The 24,186-nt window shown below is 66.3% G+C and carries 23 protein-coding genes; 12 read left to right on the top strand and 11 right to left on the bottom strand.

Annotated features, from left to right (window positions below; translation table 11 throughout):
* Positions 1–51: 51 nt before the first annotated feature.
* The gene (locus QTH97_RS29495) at positions 52–1,494 is read right to left on the bottom strand and encodes an aminotransferase-like domain-containing protein (protein ID WP_286572131.1); all 1,443 of its coding nucleotides are present in this window, start codon (positions 1,492–1,494) and stop codon (positions 52–54) included.
* 44 nt (positions 1,495–1,538) lie between these two features.
* Here QTH97_RS29495 and QTH97_RS29490 point away from each other — a divergent pair, with 44 nt between their 5' ends.
* Positions 1,539–3,140, top strand: a complete 1,602-nt coding sequence (locus tag QTH97_RS29490) for an MFS transporter (RefSeq protein WP_286572130.1) — start codon at positions 1,539–1,541, stop codon at positions 3,138–3,140.
* 18 nt (positions 3,141–3,158) lie between these two features.
* Here QTH97_RS29490 and QTH97_RS29485 read toward each other — a convergent pair whose 3' ends face one another.
* A complete protein-coding gene (locus QTH97_RS29485) occupies positions 3,159–4,265 on the bottom strand; it encodes an SMP-30/gluconolactonase/LRE family protein (protein WP_286572129.1) in 1,107 nt (368 codons plus the stop codon).
* Between the two features lie 192 nt (positions 4,266–4,457).
* On the opposite strand from QTH97_RS29485, the gene QTH97_RS29480 reads away from it, so the two are divergent.
* The 6 genes from QTH97_RS29480 to QTH97_RS29455 are packed head-to-tail and all read left to right on the top strand — an operon-like array spanning position 4,458 to position 13,349.
* On the top strand, positions 4,458–6,989 hold the full coding sequence (locus tag QTH97_RS29480) for a hypothetical protein (protein WP_286572128.1): 2,532 nt from the start codon (positions 4,458–4,460) through the stop codon (positions 6,987–6,989).
* 19 nt (positions 6,990–7,008) lie between these two features.
* Positions 7,009–8,880, top strand: a complete 1,872-nt coding sequence (locus QTH97_RS29475) for a GMC family oxidoreductase (protein WP_286572127.1) — start codon at positions 7,009–7,011, stop codon at positions 8,878–8,880.
* Between the two features lie 60 nt (positions 8,881–8,940).
* On the top strand, positions 8,941–9,372 hold the full coding sequence (locus tag QTH97_RS29470) for a hypothetical protein (RefSeq protein ID WP_286572126.1): 432 nt from the start codon (positions 8,941–8,943) through the stop codon (positions 9,370–9,372).
* Between the two features lie 4 nt (positions 9,373–9,376).
* Complete coding sequence (locus QTH97_RS29465) at positions 9,377–10,669, top strand: hypothetical protein (RefSeq protein ID WP_286572125.1); 1,293 nt, start codon at positions 9,377–9,379, stop codon at positions 10,667–10,669.
* Positions 10,666–12,126 (top strand): Dyp-type peroxidase, encoded by a 1,461-nt coding sequence (locus QTH97_RS29460; RefSeq protein WP_286572124.1) that lies wholly within the window; start codon positions 10,666–10,668, stop codon positions 12,124–12,126. Before QTH97_RS29465 ends, QTH97_RS29460 begins: the two co-directional genes overlap by 4 nt.
* Entirely contained in the window at positions 12,123–13,349 is a 1,227-nt protein-coding gene (locus QTH97_RS29455; protein WP_286572123.1) for a catalase family protein, read from the top strand. Before QTH97_RS29460 ends, QTH97_RS29455 begins: the two co-directional genes overlap by 4 nt.
* Here QTH97_RS29455 and QTH97_RS29450 read toward each other — a convergent pair.
* The 4 genes from QTH97_RS29450 to QTH97_RS29435 all read right to left on the bottom strand — a co-directional run bounded on the left by QTH97_RS29450 (position 13,316) and on the right by QTH97_RS29435 (position 16,624).
* Positions 13,316–14,035, bottom strand: a complete 720-nt coding sequence (locus QTH97_RS29450; protein WP_286572122.1) for a glutathione S-transferase — start codon at positions 14,033–14,035, stop codon at positions 13,316–13,318. The genes QTH97_RS29455 and QTH97_RS29450 overlap by 34 nt on opposite strands.
* The gene (locus QTH97_RS29445; RefSeq protein ID WP_286572160.1) at positions 14,002–15,348 is read right to left on the bottom strand and encodes an MATE family efflux transporter; all 1,347 of its coding nucleotides are present in this window, start codon (positions 15,346–15,348) and stop codon (positions 14,002–14,004) included. Before QTH97_RS29445 ends, QTH97_RS29450 begins: the two co-directional genes overlap by 34 nt.
* Before the next feature lie 143 nt (positions 15,349–15,491).
* A complete protein-coding gene (locus QTH97_RS29440; RefSeq protein WP_286572121.1) occupies positions 15,492–16,067 on the bottom strand; it encodes a DUF2239 family protein in 576 nt (191 codons plus the stop codon).
* Positions 16,068–16,126: 59 nt separating this feature from the next.
* Positions 16,127–16,624 (bottom strand): hypothetical protein, encoded by a 498-nt coding sequence (locus QTH97_RS29435; RefSeq protein ID WP_286572120.1) that lies wholly within the window; start codon positions 16,622–16,624, stop codon positions 16,127–16,129.
* A 96-nt stretch (positions 16,625–16,720) separates the two neighbouring features.
* Between QTH97_RS29435 and QTH97_RS29430 the strand changes: the two genes are divergently transcribed.
* The 3 genes from QTH97_RS29430 to QTH97_RS29420 are packed head-to-tail and all read left to right on the top strand — an operon-like array spanning position 16,721 to position 20,459.
* Positions 16,721–19,075, top strand: coding sequence for a Tex family protein (locus QTH97_RS29430; RefSeq protein ID WP_286572119.1), 2,355 nt, complete (start codon positions 16,721–16,723; stop codon positions 19,073–19,075).
* A gap of 47 nt (positions 19,076–19,122) precedes the next feature.
* The gene (locus QTH97_RS29425; protein ID WP_286572118.1) at positions 19,123–20,193 is read left to right on the top strand and encodes a patatin-like phospholipase domain-containing protein; all 1,071 of its coding nucleotides are present in this window, start codon (positions 19,123–19,125) and stop codon (positions 20,191–20,193) included.
* Between the two features lie 44 nt (positions 20,194–20,237).
* A complete protein-coding gene (locus tag QTH97_RS29420) occupies positions 20,238–20,459 on the top strand; it encodes a hypothetical protein (RefSeq protein WP_286572117.1) in 222 nt (73 codons plus the stop codon).
* Positions 20,460–20,471: 12 nt separating this feature from the next.
* On the opposite strand, the gene QTH97_RS29415 is transcribed toward QTH97_RS29420, so the two are convergent.
* The 4 genes from QTH97_RS29415 to nthA are packed head-to-tail and all read right to left on the bottom strand — an operon-like array spanning position 20,472 to position 22,527.
* Positions 20,472–20,867, bottom strand: coding sequence for an MAPEG family protein (locus tag QTH97_RS29415; protein WP_286572116.1), 396 nt, complete (start codon positions 20,865–20,867; stop codon positions 20,472–20,474).
* Positions 20,868–20,870: 3 nt separating this feature from the next.
* On the bottom strand, positions 20,871–21,236 hold the full coding sequence (locus tag QTH97_RS29410; RefSeq protein ID WP_286572115.1) for a nitrile hydratase accessory protein: 366 nt from the start codon (positions 21,234–21,236) through the stop codon (positions 20,871–20,873).
* Entirely contained in the window at positions 21,233–21,895 is a 663-nt protein-coding gene (gene nthB / locus QTH97_RS29405; RefSeq protein WP_286572114.1) for a nitrile hydratase subunit beta, read from the bottom strand. The genes QTH97_RS29410 and nthB overlap by 4 nt, the downstream gene beginning before the upstream one ends.
* Positions 21,892–22,527, bottom strand: coding sequence for a nitrile hydratase subunit alpha (nthA, locus tag QTH97_RS29400; RefSeq protein ID WP_286572113.1), 636 nt, complete (start codon positions 22,525–22,527; stop codon positions 21,892–21,894). Before nthA ends, nthB begins: the two co-directional genes overlap by 4 nt.
* Positions 22,528–22,615: 88 nt before the next feature.
* Between nthA and QTH97_RS29395 the strand changes: the two genes are divergently transcribed.
* Positions 22,616–23,602, top strand: a complete 987-nt coding sequence (locus tag QTH97_RS29395) for a tripartite tricarboxylate transporter substrate binding protein (RefSeq protein ID WP_286572112.1) — start codon at positions 22,616–22,618, stop codon at positions 23,600–23,602.
* A gap of 9 nt (positions 23,603–23,611) precedes the next feature.
* Here QTH97_RS29395 and QTH97_RS29390 read toward each other — a convergent pair whose 3' ends face one another.
* On the bottom strand, positions 23,612–24,043 hold the full coding sequence (locus QTH97_RS29390) for a serine hydrolase (RefSeq protein WP_444813486.1): 432 nt from the start codon (positions 24,041–24,043) through the stop codon (positions 23,612–23,614).
* Here QTH97_RS29390 and QTH97_RS29385 point away from each other — a divergent pair.
* Positions 24,023–24,184, top strand: a complete 162-nt coding sequence (locus QTH97_RS29385) for a type 2 periplasmic-binding domain-containing protein (protein ID WP_444813485.1) — start codon at positions 24,023–24,025, stop codon at positions 24,182–24,184. The genes QTH97_RS29390 and QTH97_RS29385 overlap by 21 nt on opposite strands.
* The last annotated feature ends 2 nt before the right edge of the window (positions 24,185–24,186 follow it).

The raw sequence follows: 24,186 nt of genomic DNA, 5'->3' as shown, positions 1-24,186 counted from the left end.
CGTGGCTCGATCGGGCGATCGACCCTGTGTCGCTCACCGTCGTGCAATCTATCACGAGGCTTCTGGCGCAAGCTCGCGTGCGCCGGCTCCTCTGGCAAGGCGTCCCAGCATCGCAACCGCCTGCTCCGTGCGTGCATCCCATGCATGGCCATAGTTCAGCCGCAGGCAGTTCGTGAAGCCGCGTAGCGCCGAGAAGATCGGCCCCGGCGCGACGCTGATCCCTTGCGCGAGAGCCTGGCGATGAACTTCCAGTGCATCGACCTGCTTCGGCATCTCGACCCAGAGGAAGTAGCCGCCTGCCGGACGTGTGGCCCGCGTCCCCGGTGGAAAGTGCTGGCGAATGGCGTGTGCCAGGAAGGTTTGCTGTTCCGCGAGCGTCCGACGCAGCTTGCGCAGATGCTTGTCGTAGCCTCCCTTTTCGAGATAGGCGGCCAGGCCCGCCTGTGCAGGCGCCGACGCGCCGAGTGTGGTCGTCAGCTTTGCGCGCGCGACTGCGCGCGCGAATCGTCCGGGCGCGGCCCAACCGATGCGATAGCCGGGTGCCAGGCACTTCGAGAACGACGAGCAGTGCATGACGATCCCTTCCGTGTCGAAAGCCTTCGCCGGCAGCGGGCGCTTGTCGCCGAAATAGAGCTCGCCGTAGACGTCGTCCTCGACGAGCGGCACGTCATGGCGCGTCAGCAAGCCGACCAGCGCCTTCTTCTTCGCGTCCGGCATCAGGCTGCCCAGCGGGTTCTGGAAGTTGGTCATCAGCCAGCAGGCTTTCGGGCGGTGCCGCCGGATGGCGCGTTCGAGCGCGTCGAGGTCCATGCCTTCGCGCGGATGGGTCGGCACCTCGACCGCCTCCAGGCCCAGCCGCTCCAGCGCCTGCAGCGCGGCGTAGAAGGTCGGCGATTCGATCAGCACGGCAGCGCCGGGGCGCGTCACCGCCGAAAGGCAGAGGTTCAATGCCTCGAGCGCGCCGTTCGTGACGACGATCTCGTCGGTGTGGACCTGCATTCCATCGGCCAGGTAGCGCAGCGCGATCTGCCGGCGCAAGCGCGCGTTGCCCGGCGTGAGGTCGTCCACCGTGCTCCAGGGATCGAGGTTCTGGATGCTGGCCGCCATGATCTGGCCCAGCCTTTGCAGCGGAAAGAGAAGAGGACTGGGAAAGGCCGAACCCAGCGGCACCACGTCCCGCACCATCGTCGATTCGAGGATCTCGAACACGCGCTCGCTGACGTCGAGTGGTACCGCGTCGTCCTCCGGCTGCGATGCAACTTCAGGCTCGGGCGGAAGATGCCGTGCGCCGTCCGCCACGTAGTAGCCCGAGCGCTCGCGCGCCCGGATGAGACCCTGCGCCTCGAGCAGATAGTAGGCCTGGAACACAGTGGACGGGCTCACGCCGCGGCTGGCACGGGCCTGCCGGACGGAGGGGAGGCGATCACCCGGGTGGAGCACGCCGGTCCGGATGGATTCCGCGATCTCGATGGCCAATGCTTCATAGCGTGTCATGCCGCGGGATTGTCCGGCACGGGCCCGGGCTTCATACTCAATGCATGACCCAGCTCGGCAAGCCACCCGGGGATGACAACCAGATTCGCCACGGCTGCGAACAGGCGGACTGCCCACCGGCCTCCAAGCCCTGGGTGCTCGCCGCGGCGATCATCGGTTCGAGCATGGCCTTCATAGACGGCACGGTGGTCAATGTGGCATTGCCTGCCATCCAGGCCGATTTGCACGCCACGGCTTTCCAGGCGCAGTGGGTGGTGGAGTCGTACGCGCTCTTCCTTGCCGCGCTGCTGCTCGTCGGCGGCTCTCTTGGCGATCACTTCGGGAGGCGCAAGGTCTTCGCGATCGGCGTTGCGCTCTTTGCGCTCGCGTCGGTGGGCTGCGCGCTGGCAGGCGACGTGCGGCAACTCATTCTGGCGCGGGCCGTGCAGGGCGTCGGTGGCGCCTTGCTGGTGCCGGGCAGCCTGGCGCTCATCAGCGCGACGTTTCCCGAGAAGGAGCGAGGACGCGCCATCGGCACGTGGTCGGGATGGAGCGGCATCACCGCAGCGATCGGGCCGGTCGCGGGCGGCTTCCTGGTCGATCACTACTCATGGGTCTGGGCCTTTCTCGTCAACGTGCCGATGGCCGTGATCGTGCTGCTGATCGCGTGGCGCCATGTGCCCGAAAGCCGGGGAGGCGCTGCCGCCAGGGCCGGCCTCGACCTGTGGGGCGCAGCGCTCGCGACCGTAGCGCTCGGCGGCATCGTCTATGCGTTCATCGAAGCGCCGACGCAGGGGTGGGCGTCGCCGGCGGTGCTGGGAGCGCTCATCGCCGGCGTGGTGGCGAGCGTTGCGTTCGTCGTGACGGAGCTTCGCGTGCGATCACCCATGTTGCCGCTGTCCATGCTGCGCATCGGCAATTTCGGAGGCGCCAACCTGCTGACGCTGCTGCTGTATGCGGCGCTCGGCGGCGGCCTGTACTTCTTCCCGCTCAACATGATCCAGGTGCAGGGCTATTCGGCGACCGTCGCGGGAGCCGCGCTGCTGCCGTTCATCCTGATCATGTTCGCCTTCTCGGGCTGGGCCGGGCAACTGGTCGATCGCTTCGGGTCGCGACTGCCGCTGGTGGTGGGGCCGGGCATCGCGGCGGTGGGCTTCGCGTTGTTCGCGGTGCCGGGTGTGGGAGCCAACTATTGGACTGCGTTCTTCCCCGCCGTGGTGGTACTGGGGCTTGGCATGACCATCACGGTCGCACCGCTCACGACGACGGTGATGAATGCGGTCGGTCCCGAATCCGCCGGCATTGCATCAGGCGTGAACAACGCGGTCTCGCGCGCGGCGTCGGTGCTGGCCATCGCGGTCTTCGGGGTGGTGATGGCCTGGGCTTTCGACGCGCGGCTTGGTGAGGGCTTGCGCGGGATCGGCGCGTCCGCCGAGACCTCCGCTTTCCTCGAAGCGCAACGAAGCCAGCTTGCAGGTGCGACGCTGCCAGCGGGAGTGGATCCGACGGCGGCTGTGGCGCTCAGGCAGACGGTGAATGCCTCTTTCGTCTCGGGCTTCAGATGGGTGATGCTGATTTGCGCAGGCCTGGCACTCATGAGCGCCCTGAGTGCTTGGCTGCTGATCAGTCGCGGGCCGCGGACAATGCCCGTCTCCGCCAGCGGATGAGGCGAGAAGGGCTGACGATCAGACCGCGCCGTGCGCCTCCACGAACAACCCATACAGCGAATGGCTGCTCGCCATGTAGAGCCGGTTCCTCTTCGGCCCCCCGAACTCCAGGTTCGCACACCGCTCCGGCAACCGGATGAATCCGATCGGCTTGCCCTGCGGATTGAAGACCTTCACGCCATCCATCTCCTCTGACTTGCCTGTCGGCAGGTAGGCCTTCATGCCGCCGCCGATGTCCGTCGGCTCGCTCGCGACGGCGCCGGTGTATCCCCAGCCGCACCACAGGTTGCCATCGCGGTCGACGCGAAAGCCGTCGAACGCGCCGGGGCCTTCGGCATCGATCAGCTTGGTCTTGTTCGTCAGGCTGCTGCCGTCGGCGGCCACGTCGTAGCTCCACATGCTTCGATTGGGCGTGCCCTTCCACTCGACCACGTAGAGCTTCTTCTCGTCGGGCGAGAACGCCAGGCCGTTGGGGTTCACCAGGTCCGTGATGACCGCCGTGAGCTTGCCATCCTGCGCGATGCGGTAGACATTGGTCGTTGGCTGCTCCGGCGTGGCCCTGGAACCTTCCCACTCGCCGTTGATGCCGAAGATCGGGTCGGTGAACCAGATCGTGTCGTCCGACTTGACGACGATGTCGTTCGGTGCGTTGAGCCGCTTGCCTTCGTAGCTGTCGGCCAGCACCGTCGTCCGGCCGTCCTTCTCCGTCCGCACGATGCGGCGGGTGACCGAGTGCTCGCAGGAGACCAGCCGTCCCTGGCGGTCGCGCGTATTGCCGTTGGCGTAGTTGACGTTGGTCTTGTGCACGCTGAACTTGCCGGTCTTCTCGTCGTACTTCATCAACCGGTTGTTGGGGATGTCGCTGCACAGCAGGTACCCGCCCTCCGGAAAATAGACCGGACCTTCGGCCCAGCGCATGCCGGTGCCGAGCTGCTCCACCGTGCTGCTGTAGATGCGGTACTTGGTGAAGCTCGGGTCCAGGATCATCACTGCCGGGTCGGGGTAGCGTTGCTGGGGCCTGAAGTCGAAGGACTGGGCGCCGGCCAGTCCGCCCAGTGCGGCCAGGCCGGTGCCGGCCGCAGTTTTCAGAAAGCCGCGACGGGCCATTCTTGTTCGTTCTTGCATGCGGTGTCTCCTCGTTGGGTGCCTCACAGGGCCGGCGAATGATGTCACTGCCGGCCGTCCATGACCAGCCGGGCGCTTGCGCCTACGCCCTTCGCGTTAGCGCGCATGGCCGATAGCCAAGGCATCGACCCCCCTCCACACTGCGCAATCGATTGCCCGTTCACCCAAGGTGTCGACGTAGGAGGAATGGCAATGACCCAAGCTTGCTGGCACGCCGCAAGGCTGCTGCCGCTGTTAGCGTGCGCGCTTCTCGCGGCCTGCTCCAAAGGTCCGCAGCCCGGCGAGGTGCTCGACGAGGCCCGGTTGGCGGGTCGGGACGCGGCATCGTTCCCCCACGCCACGGAGGACTACTTCCACGACATGGACGGCGGCGTCGCGCTGTCGCCCGAGGAGATCAAGGGCCGCAACATGTGGCTGGTCTGGAGCGGCGGCAACGACCGATTCTGGAACCAGATGACCGACTACACGTTCGGCGCCTTCGACCTGCTGAAGGTCATCAGCTCGCATCCGAGCCTCGGGTACTCACGGGCCAACCGCTGGAAGACTTTCGGTCTTGTGAACGAGCCCTGCTTCGAGAACGCCACGGGACCGGACAAGTCGCGGCGCGGCCTCTGGCTCGACGCGCGCAGCAAGGATTGCGCCCCCGATCCCTTCGAGAACGAGAGCAAGTACCCCGGCGTAGCCATCGGCTCGCGAGGCAAGCCGCTGGGCGACGGCACGACGCAGCCCGTCGGCTCGTTCTACGGTTGGAACACCGGCATCTCCGGCCTGCGCCTGTTTCCCAACCCGGCCTTCGACGAGAAAGCGGCCAAGGAATGGGACGCGGAGAGGTACTACACCGACCCGAGCTACTACAACCGCAAGGACCTGGTGCGGCCGTACCGGGTCGGCATGTCCTGCGGCTTCTGCCACGTGGGGCCGAGCCCGGTGAAGCCGCCGGCCGACCCGAACAATCCGAAGTTCGAGAACCTGAGCTCATCGGTAGGCGCGCAGTACATGTGGGTGGATCGGCTCTTCATCCACAACGCGAACAAGCCCGAAGGGCGCAAGAACTACATGTACCAGCTCGCCCATACGTACCGGCCGGGCACGATGGACACCTCGCTGGTATCGACCGACGGCATCAACAACCCGCGCACCATGAACGCGGTCTACGATTTCGTGGGCCGCCTGCAGATGGCCAAGCGCGTCGGACAGGAAAGGCTGGCCGGCGGCGAACTCGACAACCGGCAGTTCAACGACTTCGTGAGCAGCGGCCCTTTGACCGAGTTCTTCACCAAGGCCGACGGCACGGTCCGCACGCCACACGTGCTCAAGGACGGCGCGGATTCCGTCGGGCTGCTCGGGGCGCTCAACCGCGTGTACCTCAACATCGGGCTCTTCAGCGAGGAATGGCTGCTGCACTTCAACCCGGTGGTCGGCGGCAAGACCATCTCGCCGATCAGGATCGCATCGGCGCAGAAGAACTCCAGCTACTGGCAGGCAACCGAGCTGGGCACGGTGAACACGGCACTGTTTTTCCTGAAGGCTGCGCAGCCCGATCGCCTGAAGGACGCGCCCGGCAGCGAGAAATACCTTGCCACCGACACTGCGACGCTGGAGCGCGGCAAGACCGCCTTCGCCGACACCTGCGCGCGCTGCCACTCGAGCAAGGCACCGCCGCTGCCGGCCGCACTGGACATCAATCCCGCACGCTGCGCCGGTCCCGGCTACGTGGAATGCTTCAAGCGCTACTGGAACTGGACGCAGACTCCCGAGTACAAGGCGCAGATGCGCAAGGTCGTGCAGGCCCCCGACTTCCTGGAGGGCAACTACCTGTCGACCGAGGCGCGCATTCCGGTGACGCTGCTGCGCACCAACGCGTGCAGTCCGCTCGCCACCAATGCGCTTCGGGGCAACATCTGGGACAACTTCTCTTCGCAGACCTACAAGAGCCTGCCTTCGGTCGGCACGGTCACCTTGCGAGACCCGTTCACCGGCGAGGCCAAGCCTTATGCGATGCCGGCTGGCGGGCGCGGCTACACGCGCGTGCCTTCGCTGATCAGCGTCTGGTCGACAGCACCTTTCCTGCTGAACAACACCGTGGGCGAGGCGGACCCCGACGGCAATCCGTCGGTCGAGGCACGCATGAAGGTCTTCGACGACGCCATCGTGCAGATGCTGTGGCCCGAGAAGCGCAAGGCCGACGCCGTACTGGGCAACAAGGTCGACGGCACGATCGATCGCACGACCGAGCGCAGCGTGGTGATCATTCCCACCGGCTTCGCGCCCGACGCCCTGCGGCCCCTGCAGGGCGCGCTGAATCGCTGGCTGCCATGGTTGGTCAAGGAGGGCGGCGACATCGTGCTCGGGCCCATCCCCGAGGGCGTGCCCGTAAACCTGCTCGCCAACCTCAAGCTGCGCGCGGAGTCCGATGGGCTCGGCGACAAGGCCGAGCACGTGAAGGATGCCGGTGAGTTGCTCCTGAAGCTCAAGCACGCCCTGGCCAGCGCGCCGTCCGGCGCCAGCGATGAAGAATTGCGCAAGCACTTCGTGAATCTCCGCGAGCCGATGCTCGAGCTGAGCAAGTGCCCGGATTTCGTGGTTAACCGCGGCCATTACTTCGGGACTGCCCAGTTCAACCGCCAGGACGGACTGAGCGCCGACGAGAGGGCATTCGGCCGCGAGCCGGAACTGAGCGATGACGACAAGCGCGCGCTGATTGCCTTCCTGAAGACCTTCTGACAAAGACCCGGCCGCGTCCATGCCAGGAGCCGAATCGATCGACTGGGACTACGTCATCGTTGGCTCGGGTGCGGGCGGCGGCACCCTCGCAGCCCGGCTGGCCGAATCGGGCATGCGCGTCTTCCTGCTCGAGGCTGGTGGCGATCCGCGCGCGAGCGCCGCACGCCTGCCCGATGACTACGACGTGCCGGCCTTCCATGCCTTTGCCTGCGAGAACGCGGCCATGAGCTGGAACTTCCGCGTGCGCCACTACGCGGACGAGGACCAGCAGGCGAGGGACTGGAAACACGAGGCCGGGGAGGGCGTGCTCTATCCGCGCGCCGCGGCGCTGGGCGGCTGCACCTCGCACAACGCGATGATCTTCATGCTGCCGCATGCCTCGGACTGGAACCACATCGCGCGCATCACCGGCGACCTGTCATGGCGCGCCACGCACATGCGCCGGTACGCGCTGAGGGTGGAAGACTGCCGCCACAGGCCGGTGTGGCGCGCCTTGCAGCATATCGGCCTGGACCCGACGGGCCACGGCTGGCATGGCTGGCTCAAGACAGAGAAGTCCATTCCGCTCACGGTGCTCGGCGACGACGGGCTGGTGCGCGTGCTGCGCGACACCGCCAGGACCTTCACCAGCAGCCTGCCGACGCCTCTGCTCAGTACCCTGCGCTGGCTGCGTCGAGGCATGGGCGACCCCAACGCGTGGCATATGCGGTCCGGCAGCTTCGAAGGCATCTGCTACACGCCGCTCGCAACCTCGGACCGTCGACGCGTCGGCGTGCGGGAGCGGCTGCTCGACGTCGCGGAACGCCATCCGACCCGCCTGCACATCGAACAGGAAGCGCTCGCCACGCGCGTGCTGTTCGATGCCGACGGCGGGGCCAACGGTGTCGAGTACCTCAAGGGTGCGTGCCTGTATCGCGCGCATGCAAGGCCGAGCGACGCACCCGGCGAACGACGCCGGGTGAGGGCGCGACGCGAGGTGATCCTTTGCGGCGGCGCGTTCAACACGCCGCAGTTGCTGATGCTGTCGGGCATCGGCCCGTCCGCGGAGCTGATCCAGCACGGCATCCCGGTCCGGGTCGACCTGCCGGGTGTGGGGCGCAACCTGCAGGACCGCTACGAAGTCGCCGTCAGCCATCGCATGCGCGAACCCTGGGAAGTGCTGGAAGGCGCGCGTTTCGATCGAGACGACACCCTGTGGCGGCACTGGCACGAAGGCAAGGCCGGCATGTACGCATCCAACGGCGCCGCGCTCGGCGTGGTGCAGAAGTCGACCGGCGCGGCGCGCAGGAAGGAAGACCCAGACCTTTTTTGCATGGCGCTGCTGGCGCGCTTCGAAGGCTACTTCAGCGGATTCTCGAATTGGATCCGCGACCACCCGGACCGGCTGACCTGGGCCGTGCTGAAGGCCCATACGCAGAACCGTGCCGGCACGGTGCGGCTGCGCTCGGCCGACCCGCTGGACATGCCGCTCGTCAACTTCCACTACTTCGAGGAAGGCAGCGACGCGTCCGGCGAAGACCTGAAAGCCGTGATCGAGGCCATCCGCTTCGTGCGCCGGATGATGGCACCGCTGATCGAGAGCGGATGGATCACCGAGGAACTGGCGCCCGGGCCCACTGCACAGACCGACGACGCATTGGCCGACTACGTGCGCAGTACGGCGTGGGGGCATCACGCCTCGTGCTCCTGCCCGATCGGCAACGCCAACGAAGGCGGCGTTCTCGACAGCACCTTCACCGTGCACGGCGTGAAGCGGCTGCGCGTGGTCGATGCATCGGTGTTCCCGCGCATACCGGGCTTCTTCGTTGCGGCATCGATCTACATGATTGCGGAGAAAGCGGCCGAAGTGGTGTTGCAGCATGCGCACCGCACACCCCTTTCGGCAAATTGACGCGTGTCGGCGATTGGCTGAAACTTTGTGAACGATGGGGTTCCCCCGAGGAGAAGGCGTATGGCCTACGACGTGCAACAACTGCTCGACATGTCTCAGCAGCAGCTCGACGATCTGTTCCGCGCCAGTCCGGCAGGGGACATTCCCTCCGGCGAGGCCGAAGGCACGGCCATCATTGCGCCGGGCACGACCTACTCGGAACTCATCGCGAAGTTCATCAACCACTTCGGATGGCAAGGGAAAGTCTTCGATGCCGAAAACGGGGTCCTCAAGAACAAGGTCACGACGCTCGGCCTCAAGGCCATCGTCGCCAAGGTCGGCAAGGGCGAGAGCTGGCTGGACGGCAAGGAATGCATCGTGCTCGACTATTCCGATACCTCGCTGGTGGCCCGCCGGATTCGCGACGAGATCCGCCTGATCTCGCCGAACCTCTATCTGGGCAAGGTGTATGTGGGCAAGGAGCGGCTGATCGACTTCTGCCTCAAGTTCTGATGCGGTGACTCCTCAATCCCACTTCATGGTGGTCGCTGCGCTGGCTGCTGGCCGCGAGGCCGGCCTGCGGGAATTGCTGGACACCATGAACGCGAAGCCCGGCGTAGCCGATCCGGCGAATGCCCTGCTGCCTTTCGGCGAGTTCGAGCGCCTGCACTTCGCGCGCTTCGCGCTGCTGCCCGACACGACGATGAGCGACCTGGAGCTCTTCGATCTGCCGCGACCCCATGTTCCGATGTACCTCTGCTTCCTGGGCGAATGCGATGGACCGGCCGACGACCAGCTTGCCGAGTTCGCGGAGCGTGCCGGCGATGGTCTGCGCCGCCTGTTTTCTCATTGCGAAGGCTTCGGCACGGGCGCCGACCTGCTGGCGAAGCTCAGGGCGCACAGCGTTCCGGTGGCTGCAGGCTACGTGAACTGGATCGGACGAACCGTGAGGCATATCCATCAGAACAGCGAACTGCAACGCCTGCTGTCGTCACGCGTGCCGCGCAGTGCGGCGGCCGTCGACCCTCAGGCTGTGCGACGCGAGTTGGTGGCCTTCGTACAGGACGAAATGATCGCCGGGCGGCTCGTGCTGACATCGACCGAACGCACGCCGACAAGCTGGCAGCTATGCAACCTCGTGCACGCCATCGGCGTGCCGCTGGTCGGTCTGGTGCTGCTGCCGCTATGGATTGTGCTGCTGCCCTTCGTCATCGTGCTCTTGCGCCACCACGAGAAGACCGACCCCGAGTTCTGCCCACGGCCCGACCGTGCCACCGTGCGCGAGATGCAGCAGCTCGAAGACCACGACCTGACCAACAGCTTCACGGCGATCGGCCCCGTCAAGCCGGGCCCGTTTCGGCGCATTCTCGTGCGCGTCATCCTGCTCCTGATCGACTACGCAAGCCGCCATGTCTTCGGCCGAGGGCACCTTGCCCGGGTGCAGACGATCCATTTCGCGCGCTGGGTCTTCCTCGACAACAAGGCGCGGGTGCTGTTCGCCAGCAGCTACGACGGCAGTCACGAAAGCTATATGGACGATTTCGTCAACAAGGCCGCGTGGGGCCTCAACCTCGCCTTCAGTCACGGCTTCGGCTGGCCGCGCACGGACTGGCTGGTGAAAGGTGGCGCGCACCATGAGCTGCGCTTCAAGTACTACCAGCGCCGGCATCAGGTGCCGACGCAGGTCTGGTACAAGGCCTATCCCGGTCTCACGCTGACGGATCTGGCCCGCAACCAGCGCATCCGCGAAGGATTCGACCTGCACGCGATGAGCGACGAGCAGGCACTCGAGTGGTTGAGGTTGCTATGACGGCGCAACCGGTCGACTACGACGACATCCAGGGTCTGGTGCGCTTTGGCTACCGGCGCCTGACGCAGGCTTGCTTCCTGCTGCTGCGCGTGACGAATCGCGAGGCGGCACTCGCCTGGCTCGCACAGGCGCCCGTGACCAGCGCGGCGAAACGGGAGCCGCCGCCGGAGACCGCGTTGCACATCGCCATCACCAGTGCCGGACTGCGCGCACTCGGCGTGGAAGAGGACATCGTCGAGGGCTTCTCATCCGAGTTCATTGTCGGCATGAACAGCGATTCGAGCCGCGCACGCCGGCTCGGCGACCTCGGTGCGAGCGATCCGGCACGCTGGCGATGGGGCGGCTCGTCGGAGACGATGCCTCATGTGATGGTGATGCTCTACGCCATGCCTGGCGCGCTCGATGATTGGATCGGCATTGCCATGTCGGCGCATGCGGAGGAGGGTTTCGAGCAGTTGGCCTGCCTCACGACCTCCGACATGGACGGCATCGAACCCTTCGGCTTTGCCGATGGCATCTCGGAACCCAAGGTCGATTGGCATCGCGAAAGACCGGCGCGTGACGAGGAACTGTCCGACTACACCAATCTTTCGTGCCTCGGCGAGTACCTGCTGGGCTATCCGAACGAATATGGCGAGTACACCGACAGGCCCTTGCTCGACGCGTTGCGCGACCCGGACGGAGTCCTTGTGCGCGCCGAGGACGCGCCCGAACGGTCCGACCTCGGGCGCAACGGAAGCTACCTGGTGCTGCGCCAGTTGCAGCAGGACGTCGAGGGCTTCTGGCGTTTCATGGACGAGCAGGCGCAGGGCGACCCCGTGCGCCGCAAGCAATTGGCCGAGTCGATGGTCGGCCGGACGATGGAGGGCGAACCGCTCATGGGGCGCACCAATGAAGCCATCGACGGCGAAGACGATCCGCGGAACACCTTCACGTACCGCAGCGATATCGAGGGCTTGCGCTGCCCGGTCGGTGCGCACATCCGGCGCAGCAATCCGCGCAATGCCGACCTGCCGCCGGGCCCGCCGGGATTCATTTCGTGGGCAGCGCGGACGCTGGGCTTCGATGCCGATGCGCTCGCGAACGATCTGGTCTCGTCGACCCGCTTCCATCGGCTCCTGCGGCGCGGGCGCGAGTACGGTGTGCCGCCGCACGAGGAAACCGGCCTTCACTTCATCTGCCTCGGCGCCAACATCGCGCGCCAGTTCGAGTTCGTGCAGTCGGCGTGGCTGTCGGGCCTGCGCTTCGACGGATCGCACAACGAGAGCGACCCCCTCATCGGCAACCATCTGCCGGGCGAGAACGGCGTCGCCACCGACACCTTCTCGATGCCGGTCGCCTCCGGCCCCGACATGAGGGTATGCGGCTTGCCGCAATTCGTGACCGTGATGGGCGGCGCCTACTTCTTCCTGCCCAGCCTTCGCGCGCTGCGGTATCTGTCCAAGGTGCAGCCATGAACTCGAACGCCAGCCGCCCCACGCCCAGGGCCAATACGGGCTCCGTCCTGCGCAATTTCATCAGTGATTCGGGCATGGCATTCATCCGGCTGGAGCGGCGCTTCGACCCGTTCTTCAGGCCTGCTTTCGATGCCTTCCTGCGCGACCCGCTGGCGCGGCTCACCACCGCGCTGATCAACAGCCGGCGGCCCAATGAAGGCCTGCACATCGCGGAAGAAAAGCTCATGCCCGACGAGGACAGCTTCACCGATTCGATCGTCAAGAGCTTCACCCGGCAGATGAGCGACCTGTGGAAACCCGGCGGCTTCGAGCGCGGCGGCAACACGAAGACACAAGGCATCGTGCGCGGCGAATTCATCGTGCACGAGGACATTCCGGAGCACATGAAGCGCGGCATCTACGCGAAGCCGCAGACCTATCACGCATGGGTACGCTTCTCGGGGCCCGGGCCTTACATCACGCCCGACATCGACGACGTGGGCTTCATGAGCATCAGCATCAAGCTCATGGGCGTGCCCGGCCCGAAGCTGATGGACGAGGAGCAGCACACGCTCGACATGTTCGGCGTCTCCACGCCGACCTTCGTCACGCCCGATGCCAAGTGCAATGCGGCACTGCAGATCGAGAGCGTGAAGAATGCGCAGATCTTCTACTTCGTCAACCTGCGCGACTCGCACGTGCTCGACCTCATCATGCAGTCGCTGTTCATCAAGACGCAGAGCAGCCCGTTCGAGGCGCCGTACTTCAGTTGCGTTCCGTACCTGATGGGGGAGGGGCAGGCGATGCAGTACTCGGTGTGGCCCAAGACCACGAAGCGCACGCCCATACCGCGCCTTCCGCTGCGGCCGCCCGATGACTACCTGCGCAACGCGATGGTCTCGTCGCTGGCCGAAGGCGATGTCGAGTTGGATGTCCGGGTGCAGATGCAGACCGATCCGCACCTGATGCCGATCGAGAACGCCGGCGTGCTGTGGCCGGAGAAGCTGTCACCGAGAGTCAGCGTCGCCACGCTGCGGCTGCCACGGCAGAAATTCGATTCGCCGGCACAGATGGAGTTTGCGAAGCGGCTGTCCTACAACCCGTGGCACACCATTCCGGACCATCGGCCGCTGGGCAACCAGAGCCGGGCGCGCAGGCGGATGTACTGGGAGCTGTCACAGCTGCGGCACAACATGAATGCGGTGCCGCATTACGAGCCGACGGGGGATGAGGTGTTCGAGTAGGCTGGAAAGTCCACGCCTGGCTGGCCTTTGCGCCATGGCCGGTATTTCTCCATCACCTGAACGAAGACAGGTGCGGCGAGTCGATCCTGCAACCAGTCACGCAGTCTTGTCCACGGCTGTGCATCGAACCAATCCGCATCGACCTGGGCGAACTGCCGGACGAATGGCGCAATCGCGATATCCGAGAGGGCAGCCTGGTCGCCATGCAGACACCGTGAAGCCTGGAGACGGGCGTCCAGGCGCGCCAGGAAGAGGGCTCCTTGTGCCCGGTGCGTGCCGAGATCCGCAACCGGTTGGCGTTCAGGGTACTTGTAGCCATCCAGATCCCGCTTGAAGTCGCCATCGCATTCGGCAACGAGCGCCAGCATGTCCTCCAGCGTCCCGTGCTCAGGTCGCAACCAGCGATCCGGATCATGGCGCCGGAGCGCCCACAGCATGATCTCCAGGCTTTGCTCGATCACGCTTCCGTCCACATCGACCAGGACGGGGACCGTTCCCTTGGGCGATGCTGCAAGCAATTCGGCCGGCTTGTCGCGTAGCACGACCTCCCGCAATTCGCAGTGCTGGCCGCTGACCGCAATCGCCATGCGGGCCCGCATGGCATAAGGGCAACGGCGGAACGAGTACAGGACCGGTAGTGCCCCTGACGTCTTCAGATCAACCGGCGAATCGTCTTCTTGCGCCATACGAAGCGGTAGTAGCACGCCTGCATCGTCAGCATCGCCGTGAAGGCGACGGGGTAGGAGATCCAGATCCCGTTGAGGCCCATGCGATGGCTCAGCCACCACGCGACCGGCACCTCGATCAGCGCGATGCAGAAGATGGAGATGCCGGTGGGCACCAGCACCGAGCCGCTGGCGCGCATGATCCCCGAGAGCGCCGCGCCCATGCCGAAGATCACCGTGCTCCACAGCATGATGTGAAGGAGTGTCTGTGCGACTTCGATGACCGGCTCGCTCGTGATGAAGAAGCCCATCAGCGGTCGCGAGAACAGATAGCCCAACACGACCAGCGAACCGGTGAGCACCAGATTCATCTGCAGCGCGGTGCGCGTGATGGCGCCGAGGCGCTGCACCTGCCCCGCGCCAATGGCTTGGGCGCCGAGGATGGACGCCGTGATCGCGATCGAGATCGCCGGGAACTGCACGTAGGCCACGACCTGGTTCACCGCGCCATAGGCTGCCGTCGCGTTCGAGCCGTAGGCGTTGACGAAAGACAGCAGTGCGATCTCGGCGAGCGACACCACGATCATCTGCACCCCGGTCGGTACGCCCACCTTGAGCACGGCCTTGAGCAGTTCCGGACGCACCCGCACGTGCCGCACGAAGTCGGCGTCGGGCGCCAGCACGCTTTTCTTGCGCCGCAGATGCAAGCCAAGCCAGGCGGTCGCGACGACGAAAGAGATCACCGTGGCGCAGGCGCCGCTCGCCACGCCGAGCTGCGGCAGGCCGAACCAGCCCTTGATCAGCGCAGGCGTGATCGCCAGGCCGAGCACGGTCGAGATCATCAGCGTGTAGAGCGGCGTCACCGTGTCGCCGACTCCGCGCAGCATGGCCGTCGACAGCAGGAACACGAAGAGGCCCGGCATCGCGATCAGGATGATGCGCGCGTAGCTTGTCGCGTCCGCCAGGATATCGGCCGGCGTGCCCAGCACACGCAGCATGGGCTCGGTGAAGGCGCCGCCGAACAGCGCGACACACAGCCCGAAGAGCACACCGACAGTGAGCGTGGTTCCCGCCACGGCGCGGGCCTTGTCGGGCTGGCGTGCGCCCCAGGCTTGCCCGATCAGCACCGATGCGCCGGCGCCCAGGCCGATGGTGAAGGCAATGAAGAAGAACATCACCGGAAAGAAGCTGGACACCGCCGCAAGCGCGCCGACGCCAATCATCTGCCCGAGATAGACGTTGTTGAGCGTGCCCGACAGTGACTGCAGGATGTTGCTGAGCAGCATCGGCGCGAGGAAGAGCAGGAAGGTCTTCCACAGCGGGCGCGACGCCATGGCGGCCGCGCGCGGGTTCGCGTGCGAGGCGATCGGCGGTGGCACCGGGTCGGTGACCGATGCGGGCGGCGCGGCGATCTCGCCGGCGTGCTGGACGTCTTCGGCATCGATCGTGCCGGCTGCGCTGGCCTGGACCGGCGGCTTCATGCGGCGCTCCATGCGGGAGCCGCGAGCTTTTTCAAGTGCGCTCGAAGGTCGTCGGGCCAAGATTCGATCAAAGTGTCGAAGCGTGTGCGTTCGCCGGCGAAGAGGGCGCGGGTCGCTTCCTCGAAGCCGGGCAAGTCGCCCGCAATCACTGTCATGAATCGATAGGTGGCTTCGCGCGCTGCGCGCTGCGCGTCGCGGTCGGCGTGCACATGCCGCGCCTCGTCGACCAGTCGGCGCAAGGCCACTGACGCCCCGCCGGGCTGGCGCCCGAGCCATTCCCAATGACGCGGCAGCAGGGTGACTTCCCGTGCGACCACGCCGAGCTTGGGGCGTCCGACGCTGCGCGTCGCCTGTTCGTCGTGCGGTGCCGCTTCCATGGCCGGCACCGAGTTCTCGCCCCGCAGGTCGAGGTCGATTCGCTCGCCCGTGCTGTCGTCGAACACGAAGGGCGCCGCCTCGCCGCTGCGACCGCCTTGATTGCGCAGCTGCGCGATGACCTGGGAACGCGGACCGGATGCGATGCGGCGGAAACCCGCAAAGGCGGTGAGGGTGGATTCGGGTGTGGAAGACATGGGGCGCGAATAATACCCGGACGAAAAGCGATTTGCAATCTACCCGGATGAAAATTTGCTCAAGAGGTCCGGCGCATGCTGCGCCACCAACGACGCGTGCTGTTCTTGACGTAGCGTGCGGCCCTCCACGGCGCACTCAGTCGCACAGCGGTGAGAAGCCTGTCCTTCCATGTCTTCCACCGCGGATACCAGCGCGCAAACACCGGAATCCGCATCAGGGCCGGCTCGACCAGATGGAACAGCCAGGCCAGGATCGCCGTGCCGACCAGCTTGGCAGACAGCAGCACGACGACTGCGCTCGTCGCGTGGCCCCGCCCCAGCAGGAGCAGGCCGAGCAGCTTGACCGGAAACAACATCACCATCGGCGCCAGGAAGGCCAGCACCGCGCCCCAGGGCGGAAGGGCGCGCAGCCTGTTTTCCAGATGAGCCCAGACGGGCAGCCGCGACAGCTTGCCCAACGCGCGGGCCAGCGGCTCCCAGCCCCACTCCTCGAACAGCAGCACCGGCACGAGCACGAGCGCGGCGATGGCGCGAAGGAGTTTCTTCAAGATACGCATTGGAGACGATTGTGGCCCTGGCCCCTATGGCAAACTTCCGCGCTTTATCCGCAAGGCGCCCCGATGGCGCCACAGGCTCAGGGACGCCCTCCAGACATGCAGAAAATCATTCGCCAGCTCGCCGCAGAGATCAAGGTCGGCGAGCATCAGGTGAAGGCCGCCGTCGATCTGCTCGACGGTGGTGCCACCGTGCCCTTCATCGCGCGCTACCGCAAGGAAGCCACCGATGGCCTCGACGACATCCAGTTGCGCGAACTCGAAGTGCGGCTCGGCTACCTGCGAGAACTCGAAGACCGCCGCGCGGCGGTGCTCAAGAGCATCGAGGAGCAGGGCAAGCTGACGCCCGAACTCCGCGCCGCGATCGACGCGGCACCGACAAAGCAGGAACTGGAAGACCTCTACCTGCCCTTCAAGCCCAAGCGTCGCACCAAGGGCCAGATGGCGCGCGAGGCCGGTATCGAACCGCTGGCCGACAAGCTCTTCGCCGACCCGACCCTGAACCCGGCCGACGAGGCCGCTGCCTTCGTGAAGCCCGCTGCCGACGGCCTGGATTTCTCGACCGTGCCGCTGGTGCTCGATGGCGTGCGCGACATCCTCTCCGAGCGGTGGGCCGAGGACGCCGCCTTGGTGCAGCGTCTGCGCGAATGGCTCTGGGCCGAAGGGCTCTTCAAGTCCAGCCTGATGGCGGGCAAGGACGAGAACAACGTCGATATCGCCAAGTTCCGTGACTACTTCGACTACGACGAGCCCATCGGCCGCGTGCCATCGCACCGCGCGCTGGCGGTGTTCCGCGGGCGTGCGCAGGAGATCCTCGACGCCAAGCTGGTACTTCCGGTCGAGCCCGAGCCGGGCAAGCCCTCCATCGCCGAGGGCAAGATCGCGCTGCACCTGGGCTGGAGCCATTCCGGCCGTCCGGCCGACGACCTGATCCGCAAGTGCGTCGCCTGGACGTGGCGGGTCAAGCTGTCGCTGTCCACCGAGCGCGACCTTTTCACGCGACTCCGGGAAGATGCGGAGAAGGTCGCGATCAAGGTCTTCGCCGACAACCTTCGCGACCTGCTGCTCGCCGCACCGGCCGGCCAGCGCGTGGTGATGGGCCTGGACCCAGGTATCCGTACCGGCGTGAAGGTGGCAGTGGTCGATGCGACCGGCAAGCTGGTCGAGACCGCGACCGTCTTCCCGCACGAGCCGCGCAAGGATTGGGAAGGCTCGCTGCACACGCTCGGCAAGCTCTGCGCGAAGCACGGCGTGAACCTGATCGCCATCGGCAATGGCACCGCAAGCCGCGAGACCGACAAGCTGGCTGCCGACCTGATCAAGCTGCTGGCCAAGATGACAGCGCAGGCCGGCGGCGCTGCCGTGAACGTCGACAAGGTGGTCGTGAGCGAAGCGGGCGCCTCGGTCTACTCGGCCAGCGAATTTGCATCGCAGGAAATGCCCGATGTCGACGTGAGCCTGCGCGGCGCGGCGAGCATCGCGCGCCGCCTGCAGGACCCGCTGGCCGAACTCGTGAAGATCGACCCCAAGTCCATCGGCGTGGGCCAGTACCAGCACGACGTGAACCAGAGCGAGCTCGCGCGCACCTTGCACGCGGTCGTCGAGGATTGCGTGAACTCGGTCGGCGTGGACCTCAACACCGCAAGCGTGCCGTTGCTGTCGCGCGTTTCAGGCCTGTCGGCCAGCGTGGCCAAGGCCGTGGTGCGCTGGCGCGAAGCCAACGGCGCCTTCGCGAGCCGCCAGCAGTTGCTGGACGTCAGCGGCTTCGGCGCCAAGACCTTCGAACAGAGTGCGGGCTTCCTGCGCATCCGGGGCGGCTCGAACCCGCTTGACATGACCGGCGTGCACCCGGAAACCTATCCGGTGGTCGAGAAGATGATCGAGAAGACCGGCAAGCCCGTCGCCGAGCTGATGGGCCGCGCCGAGATGCTGAAGACGCTCAAGCCCGAGCTCTTCGCGAACGAGAAGTTCGGCGTCATCACCGTCAAGGACATCCTCGGCGAGTTGGAGAAGCCGGGCCGCGATCCGCGCCCCGACTTCAAGGTGGCGCGCTTCAACGACGGCGTCGAGGACATCAAGGATCTGGTCGAGGGCATGGTGCTCGAAGGCACGGTGAGCAACGTCGCGCAGTTCGGCGCCTTCGTCGATCTCGGTGTGCACCAGGACGGTCTCGTGCACGTGAGCCAGCTTTCGCACAAGTTCGTCAACGACGCGCGCGAGGTGGTGAAGACCGGTGACATCGTCAAGGTCAAGGTGATGGAAGTCGACGTGGCGCGCAAGCGCATCGGCCTGTCGATGAAGCTCGACGCCGCGCCTTCGCGCCGCGACGGTCCGCGCGAGAACCGCTTCGAAGGCGCCAGCCGCGGCCAGCAGGGTCCGCGCCGCGACAACTCGCCGCAGCCGGCCGGCCAGATGGCCTCGGCGTTCGCGAAGCTGCAAGGCCTGCGCAAGTAGGTGAAAGCCGTGCTGGGTGGAGCACGATTCTTGCCAGTGGGTGCGGCATGAAAGCGCTTCGCATCTACGCCGGCCCGGTCGCCCGCGAACACATCGCCACGCAGGGGCTGCGCCCGCAGGACGTGCGCACCATCCCCGGTGCTGCCGGCGGGCCCAAGGGCCTGGTCCTCGGGCCGATCGACCGCTTTCTCTTCGGTGACTGGCTGCCGCAGGCGGCGCAGCCCATTGACCTGGTCGGCGCATCGATCGGCGCCTGGCGGCTGGCCAATGCCTGCCTCGGCAATGCCGCGACGGCTTTCGAAGAGTTCGAGCACGGCTACATCCACCAGCACTTCGAAGTGCCAGCGGGCCAGAAGCGCCTGAGCGCAAAGCAGGTCAGCGCGCAATTCGGCGAAGGGCTGCGCAGCTTCTATGGCGGGCGCTCGGCAGAGGTGCTGGGGCATTCGCGCTACAAGCTGCATGTGATCACCGCGCGTGGTCGTCACATCCTCGGGCGGGAAGGGCGGGCTCGCGCGCCGATGGGGTATCTGGGCGCCTTCATCACCAACAGCGTTCACCGCAAGAGCCTGGGCGCCTGGTTGGAGCGCGTGGTGTTCTCGACGCCGGGCGCGAAACTGCCTTTCGGCACGCAGGACTTCCGCACGCGGCAGGTCGACCTGCGCCAGGCCAACTTCGAACTCGCGTTGCAGGCCTCGTGCTCGATCCCCTTCATGCTCGAGGCCGTACACGATATTCCCGGCGCCCCGCCCGGCGCCTACTGGGACGGCGGCATCACCGACTACCACCTGCACCTGGACTACGGCAATGCGGACGGCATCGTGCTGTATCCGCATTTCCAGAGAGCCGTGGTTCCTGGCTGGCTGGACAAGGGACTGAAGTGGCGCCACAAGCCGACCGGTTTTCTAGACCGCACGGTCGTGCTGGCGCCGAACCCGGAATGGGTCAAGGGCCTGCCGAATGGCAAGCTGCCCGACCGCAATGACTTCGTGCGATACGGCAATGACGTACAGGCGCGCATCAGGGCCTGGGGCATCGCCGCGCAGGAGTCGCGCCGGCTGGCCGACGAATTCGCGGAATGGCTGCACGGCGGCAGCGAGCGCGACGTCCTGCCGCTGTAGGGCTTCGGCGCGGGCTAAAGTGGAGGCCACATCGGAGACACTTCATGAACGCGACCCGAATCATCGGATTGATCCTGATCGTGGCGGGAATCGCCGCCCTGGGCACGGGCGGGTTCAGCTTCACCAAGGAGACCCACCAGGTCAAGCTCGGCCCGATCGAGCTGTCGGTGAAGGAAAAGCAGAACGTCAACTTCCCGATCTGGGCCGGCGTGGCCGCGATCGTGGTGGGCGGGGCATTGCTGGTGTTTGGCGGCAGGAAGGGCTGATCAGCGATCGCTTCAGCCGCCCGCCTTGCTCCAGTAGACGTGCAACAGCCGAAACGCCGACGCGATCATCGGAGTGAAGGTCAGGGCCATCCCGAGCACGCGAAACGCAAAGCGCTCCCTGACCTGGCTGACACCTATTGCGTGCAAGACGCGGCCGATCAGGATGCAGAAGCCCAGTGCGTGTACGAACCAGGGCGCAGCGCCCGAGGATTCGACGAAGTACAGCAACAGAAGGCTCAGCGGCACGTACTCGGCGAAATTCGAATGGACGCGCATGGCGCGCAGCATGCGTTCATCCCCTGCATCGCCGATGACGATGTGCAGGCGGCGCCGCATCCGCAAGGTGCGCACGCTCAATCCGACGAACAGCAGGGTCAGCAAGCCGGCGTAGAGCCAGACGATGCGCATGGCTCAGCGGAAATCCTGCTCGCGAAGCTCGATCGGCTGGCCGTGCGGCGTGCGATCGGCGGCGCGGTCCCAGGCATCGCGGTAGCGTGTCAATTCTTCGCCGGTGCTGGCGCCCTTGCTGGCGACGAGCGACTCCAGCGCCGCGAGCCAATGCCGGTAGTAGGTGTCGCCCACATCCGCATCGCCGGCTGCCTGCGCGGCGCTGATCTGGCGGGCCAGCATATCGGCCCACTCGGGCCAGGTGAAAAGGCCGCGCTGATGCAGCGTCACGGCCATCGCGAACGCATGTGCCTGCCAGGGTTCGCGGAAGACGGGCTCGATGCCGTCGTTCGTCGGCATGCCGGGCAGAAGGGGCGTCGATGCCGTCATGCAGCGGGCTCCAGATAGCTTTCCCACGCATCGACCGACACGTTGAGTCCGGCCTCGGCGCCGGCGTCCCAGAGCGTGTGGCCGTCGAAGACGACCGTGTAGAGCCATTGCGGCTGCTCGCCCAGGCCCTGCGCATGCGCATCGGCGAAAACGTGCATGCCGTGCAGATGCTCGATGGTGCCGACCTTGCCTTGCACATAGCCGGGCAGGCGGGTGTGATGGTCGACGCGGCCGCAGCGGGTCCGCACGCGCTGGCCAACCGCGAAGCGCGCAGGCGCGGTGGCAGGCCGTTCCGTGGCCGCGCCCTTGGCGAGCGCGGCAGGCACATCGGCGGCGTGGAGCACGCGCTTCACGGGGTCCGGCGGATGCAGCATGCGTCCCGCGGCCACTTCATCGGGCAGCACTTGCGACCGCTCGGCCATCAACTTCTCGAGTGCGGCCAGCCAGATCTGGTAGTAGCTCAGCCGGGCATAGTTCGGCAGCGTCTCGCGTGCGCTGCGGCTGATATCGATGTTCCAGGAGCCGGTGCCGCCCATGGCGAGCGTCAAGGCGAGCGCATGCGCTTCCCATTCAGCATGAAAGGGCTCCCCTTCCGGTTCCGGCACGATCGCTCCGGGCATGTCTCGCCCGCCAAGGTCCGCATGGGTGGTGTAGTTCATTGGCCGGCCCCCGGTGTGCGGGCCAGGCCGGTGCCGATCATCGAGTCGCGCGTCACCAGTTCGGCCAGTTGCTCTTCGCTCCAGCCTTCGGTGCCTGCCGGGCGCTGGGGAATCACAAGGTAGCGGACTTCGGCCGTGGAGTCCCAGACGCGGATCGCGACCGATTCGGGCAGTTGCACGCCGAATTCGGCCAGCACGCCGCGCGGGTCCTTCACCGCGCGCGAGCGGTAGGGCGCGCTCTTGTACCAGGTGGGCGGCAGGCCCAGCACCGGCCACGGATAGCAACTGCACAGCGTGCAGACCACCATGTGATGACGCTCGTCGGTGTTGGCCACCGCGACCATGTGCTCGCCCTGGCGGCCGGTGAAGCCGAGCGAGGCGATCGCGGCGGTCGCGTCCTTCATCAGCCAGTCGTGGAACGCGGGATCGGCCCAGGCCCTTGCGACGACGCGCGCGCCGTTGCGCGGGCCGATCTTCGTCTGGTAGGTATCGATGAGCACATCGAGCGCGGCCGGATCGATATAGCCCTTTTGCGTGAGCACGGATTCGAGCGCGCGGACCCGAAGGTCCATCTCGCCGAGTTCGCTGTGGTCCTCGTCGTGAGCGTGGTGGTGGTCATGATCGTGTGCCATGACCGCATGCTAGCGCGGCGGGCAAACCCTGAGGAGCGGCGCACGAGGCACCTCACAGAATGCCCACTCGAAACAAGGGAGAACTTCGATGCCATCCATCCGCCTGACCCGCCGCGCCTTCAGCCTTTCGACCGCCGCCGCTGCGGTGTCGATTGCGGCGCCCTCAATCGCTCAATCCGCGTGGCCGAACAAGCCGATCCGCATCGTCGTGCCCTACACGCCAGGCGGCTTCACCGACCAGATGGCGCGGTTGATCCAGCCCGGACTGCAGAGCCGGCTCGGGCAGACCATCGTGATCGACAACAAGCCGGGCGCCAACAGCCTGATCGGTGTCGATGCCGTCGCCAAGGCTGCGCCGGACGGCAGCACATTCGGCGTCGTGATCGCGGCGTATTCGGCCAACACGACGCTCTACCCGAAGCTGCCCTATGACCCTCGCAAGGACCTGGTCGGCGTGTCGCTGATGGGTGTGTCACCGCTCCTCGCGGCGGTGAACAACGACGCTCCTTTCAAGACTGCGAGGGAACTCATCGACTACGCCCGCGCCAATCCCGGCAAGGTGAGCTTCGGCTCGTCAGGCAATGGCTCGGCCGCGCACCTGACGAGCGAACTGTGGAAGTCGCTCACCAAGACCTACATGATCCACATCCCGTATCGGGGCGCGGTGCCGGCGCTGACCGATCTGATGGGCGGGCAGATCCAGCTTTTCTTCGACGCGCCGACAGGGCTGATCAACCAGGGCAAGGCCGGCAAGGTGCGGCTGATCGGTGTCGCCAGTGACCGGCGGCTGCCGGTCCTGCCCGAGGTGCCGACCTTCATCGAGCAAGGCTTCCCCGGATTCACCGGCAGCACCTGGGCAGGCATGCTGGCCCCGGCAGGTACGCCGCGCGAGATCGTCAAGCGCATGTCGGAGGAAGTGGCGCGCATCATCAAGAGCGACGAGACCAAGGCCAAGCTGGAGGCCATGGGCACCTTTCCCGCGGGCAGCACGCCGGAAGAGTTCGATGCCTTCATCGCGGCGGAAACCGCCAAGTGGGCGCAGGTCATCAAGACCGCCGGTGTCAAGCCGGACTGAGCCCGGCCCTCAGACAGCCTTCGCGAACGCGGCGCCGACGGAGGCGATCGTCGCATTGCGCGCCTCCATCGAGGCGGTGCTTTCCGTCAGGTAGACCGCGGCCAGGATCGGCGCGCGACCGGGCGGCCGCAGGATCGCTATGACGTTGGCAGTGCCCCGGTCGCCCGAGCCGGTCTTGTCGCCGACCAGCCAATCCGCCGGCACGCCGGCGCGCAAGCGCTGGCCGCCGGTCTGGTTGGCATCGAGCCAGCGCAGGAGTTGGGCACGTGACGGCGGCGAAAGCGCATCGCCCAAAAGAATCTTTTGCATGTCGCCGAGCATGGCGGCCGGCGTCGTGGTGTCGCGCGGATCGTCGGGGCGGGCCTCGTTGAGGGCGGTCTCGATGCGGTCCAGGCGGGCGTCGCGCTCGCCCCGGCATCGATGTTCGAGCGCGAGCTTCAAGACGGCCGGCTCGCACGGCCACTGGCCATCGAGGTCATGACCGGCGACTACTGGCTGACCCGTCTGCGGTCGCGGCCGTCGAGCCCATCGATGAAGGTGTTCCGCGACTGGCTTCTGGGCCAGACCGGCGCCGCCTCCTGAGC

Source organism: Variovorax gracilis (genome assembly GCF_030317115.1).
GTDB classification, from domain to species: Bacteria; Pseudomonadota; Gammaproteobacteria; order Burkholderiales; family Burkholderiaceae_C; genus Variovorax; species Variovorax gracilis.
The sequence above is the reverse complement of the archived record's forward strand: the minus strand, read 5'-3'. Positions and strand labels throughout refer to the sequence as shown.

Coding starts and splice junctions, on each gene's coding strand:
- QTH97_RS29470 (WP_286572126.1), top strand. CDS start 8,941: ATGGCCTACGACGTGCAACAACTGCTCGACATGTCTCAGCAGCAGCTC.
- nthB (WP_286572114.1), bottom strand. CDS start 21,895: ATGAACTACACCACCCATGCGGACCTTGGCGGGCGAGACATGCCCGGA.
- QTH97_RS29410 (WP_286572115.1), bottom strand. CDS start 21,236: ATGACGGCATCGACGCCCCTTCTGCCCGGCATGCCGACGAACGACGGC.
- QTH97_RS29440 (WP_286572121.1), bottom strand. CDS start 16,067: ATGTCTTCCACACCCGAATCCACCCTCACCGCCTTTGCGGGTTTCCGC.
- QTH97_RS29480 (WP_286572128.1), top strand. CDS start 4,458: ATGACCCAAGCTTGCTGGCACGCCGCAAGGCTGCTGCCGCTGTTAGCG.
- QTH97_RS29430 (WP_286572119.1), top strand. CDS start 16,721: ATGCAGAAAATCATTCGCCAGCTCGCCGCAGAGATCAAGGTCGGCGAG.
- nthA (WP_286572113.1), bottom strand. CDS start 22,527: ATGGCACACGATCATGACCACCACCACGCTCACGACGAGGACCACAGC.
- QTH97_RS29485 (WP_286572129.1), bottom strand. CDS start 4,265: ATGCAAGAACGAACAAGAATGGCCCGTCGCGGCTTTCTGAAAACTGCG.
- QTH97_RS29415 (WP_286572116.1), bottom strand. CDS start 20,867: ATGCGCATCGTCTGGCTCTACGCCGGCTTGCTGACCCTGCTGTTCGTC.
- QTH97_RS29445 (WP_286572160.1), bottom strand. CDS start 15,348: ATGGCGTCGCGCCCGCTGTGGAAGACCTTCCTGCTCTTCCTCGCGCCG.
- QTH97_RS29435 (WP_286572120.1), bottom strand. CDS start 16,624: ATGCGTATCTTGAAGAAACTCCTTCGCGCCATCGCCGCGCTCGTGCTC.
- QTH97_RS29450 (WP_286572122.1), bottom strand. CDS start 14,035: ATGGCGCAAGAAGACGATTCGCCGGTTGATCTGAAGACGTCAGGGGCA.
- QTH97_RS29425 (WP_286572118.1), top strand. CDS start 19,123: ATGAAAGCGCTTCGCATCTACGCCGGCCCGGTCGCCCGCGAACACATC.
- QTH97_RS29455 (WP_286572123.1), top strand. CDS start 12,123: ATGAACTCGAACGCCAGCCGCCCCACGCCCAGGGCCAATACGGGCTCC.
- QTH97_RS29495 (WP_286572131.1), bottom strand. CDS start 1,494: ATGACACGCTATGAAGCATTGGCCATCGAGATCGCGGAATCCATCCGG.
- QTH97_RS29420 (WP_286572117.1), top strand. CDS start 20,238: ATGAACGCGACCCGAATCATCGGATTGATCCTGATCGTGGCGGGAATC.
- QTH97_RS29385 (WP_444813485.1), top strand. CDS start 24,023: ATGTTCGAGCGCGAGCTTCAAGACGGCCGGCTCGCACGGCCACTGGCC.
- QTH97_RS29490 (WP_286572130.1), top strand. CDS start 1,539: ATGACCCAGCTCGGCAAGCCACCCGGGGATGACAACCAGATTCGCCAC.
- QTH97_RS29395 (WP_286572112.1), top strand. CDS start 22,616: ATGCCATCCATCCGCCTGACCCGCCGCGCCTTCAGCCTTTCGACCGCC.
- QTH97_RS29475 (WP_286572127.1), top strand. CDS start 7,009: ATGCCAGGAGCCGAATCGATCGACTGGGACTACGTCATCGTTGGCTCG.
- QTH97_RS29460 (WP_286572124.1), top strand. CDS start 10,666: ATGACGGCGCAACCGGTCGACTACGACGACATCCAGGGTCTGGTGCGC.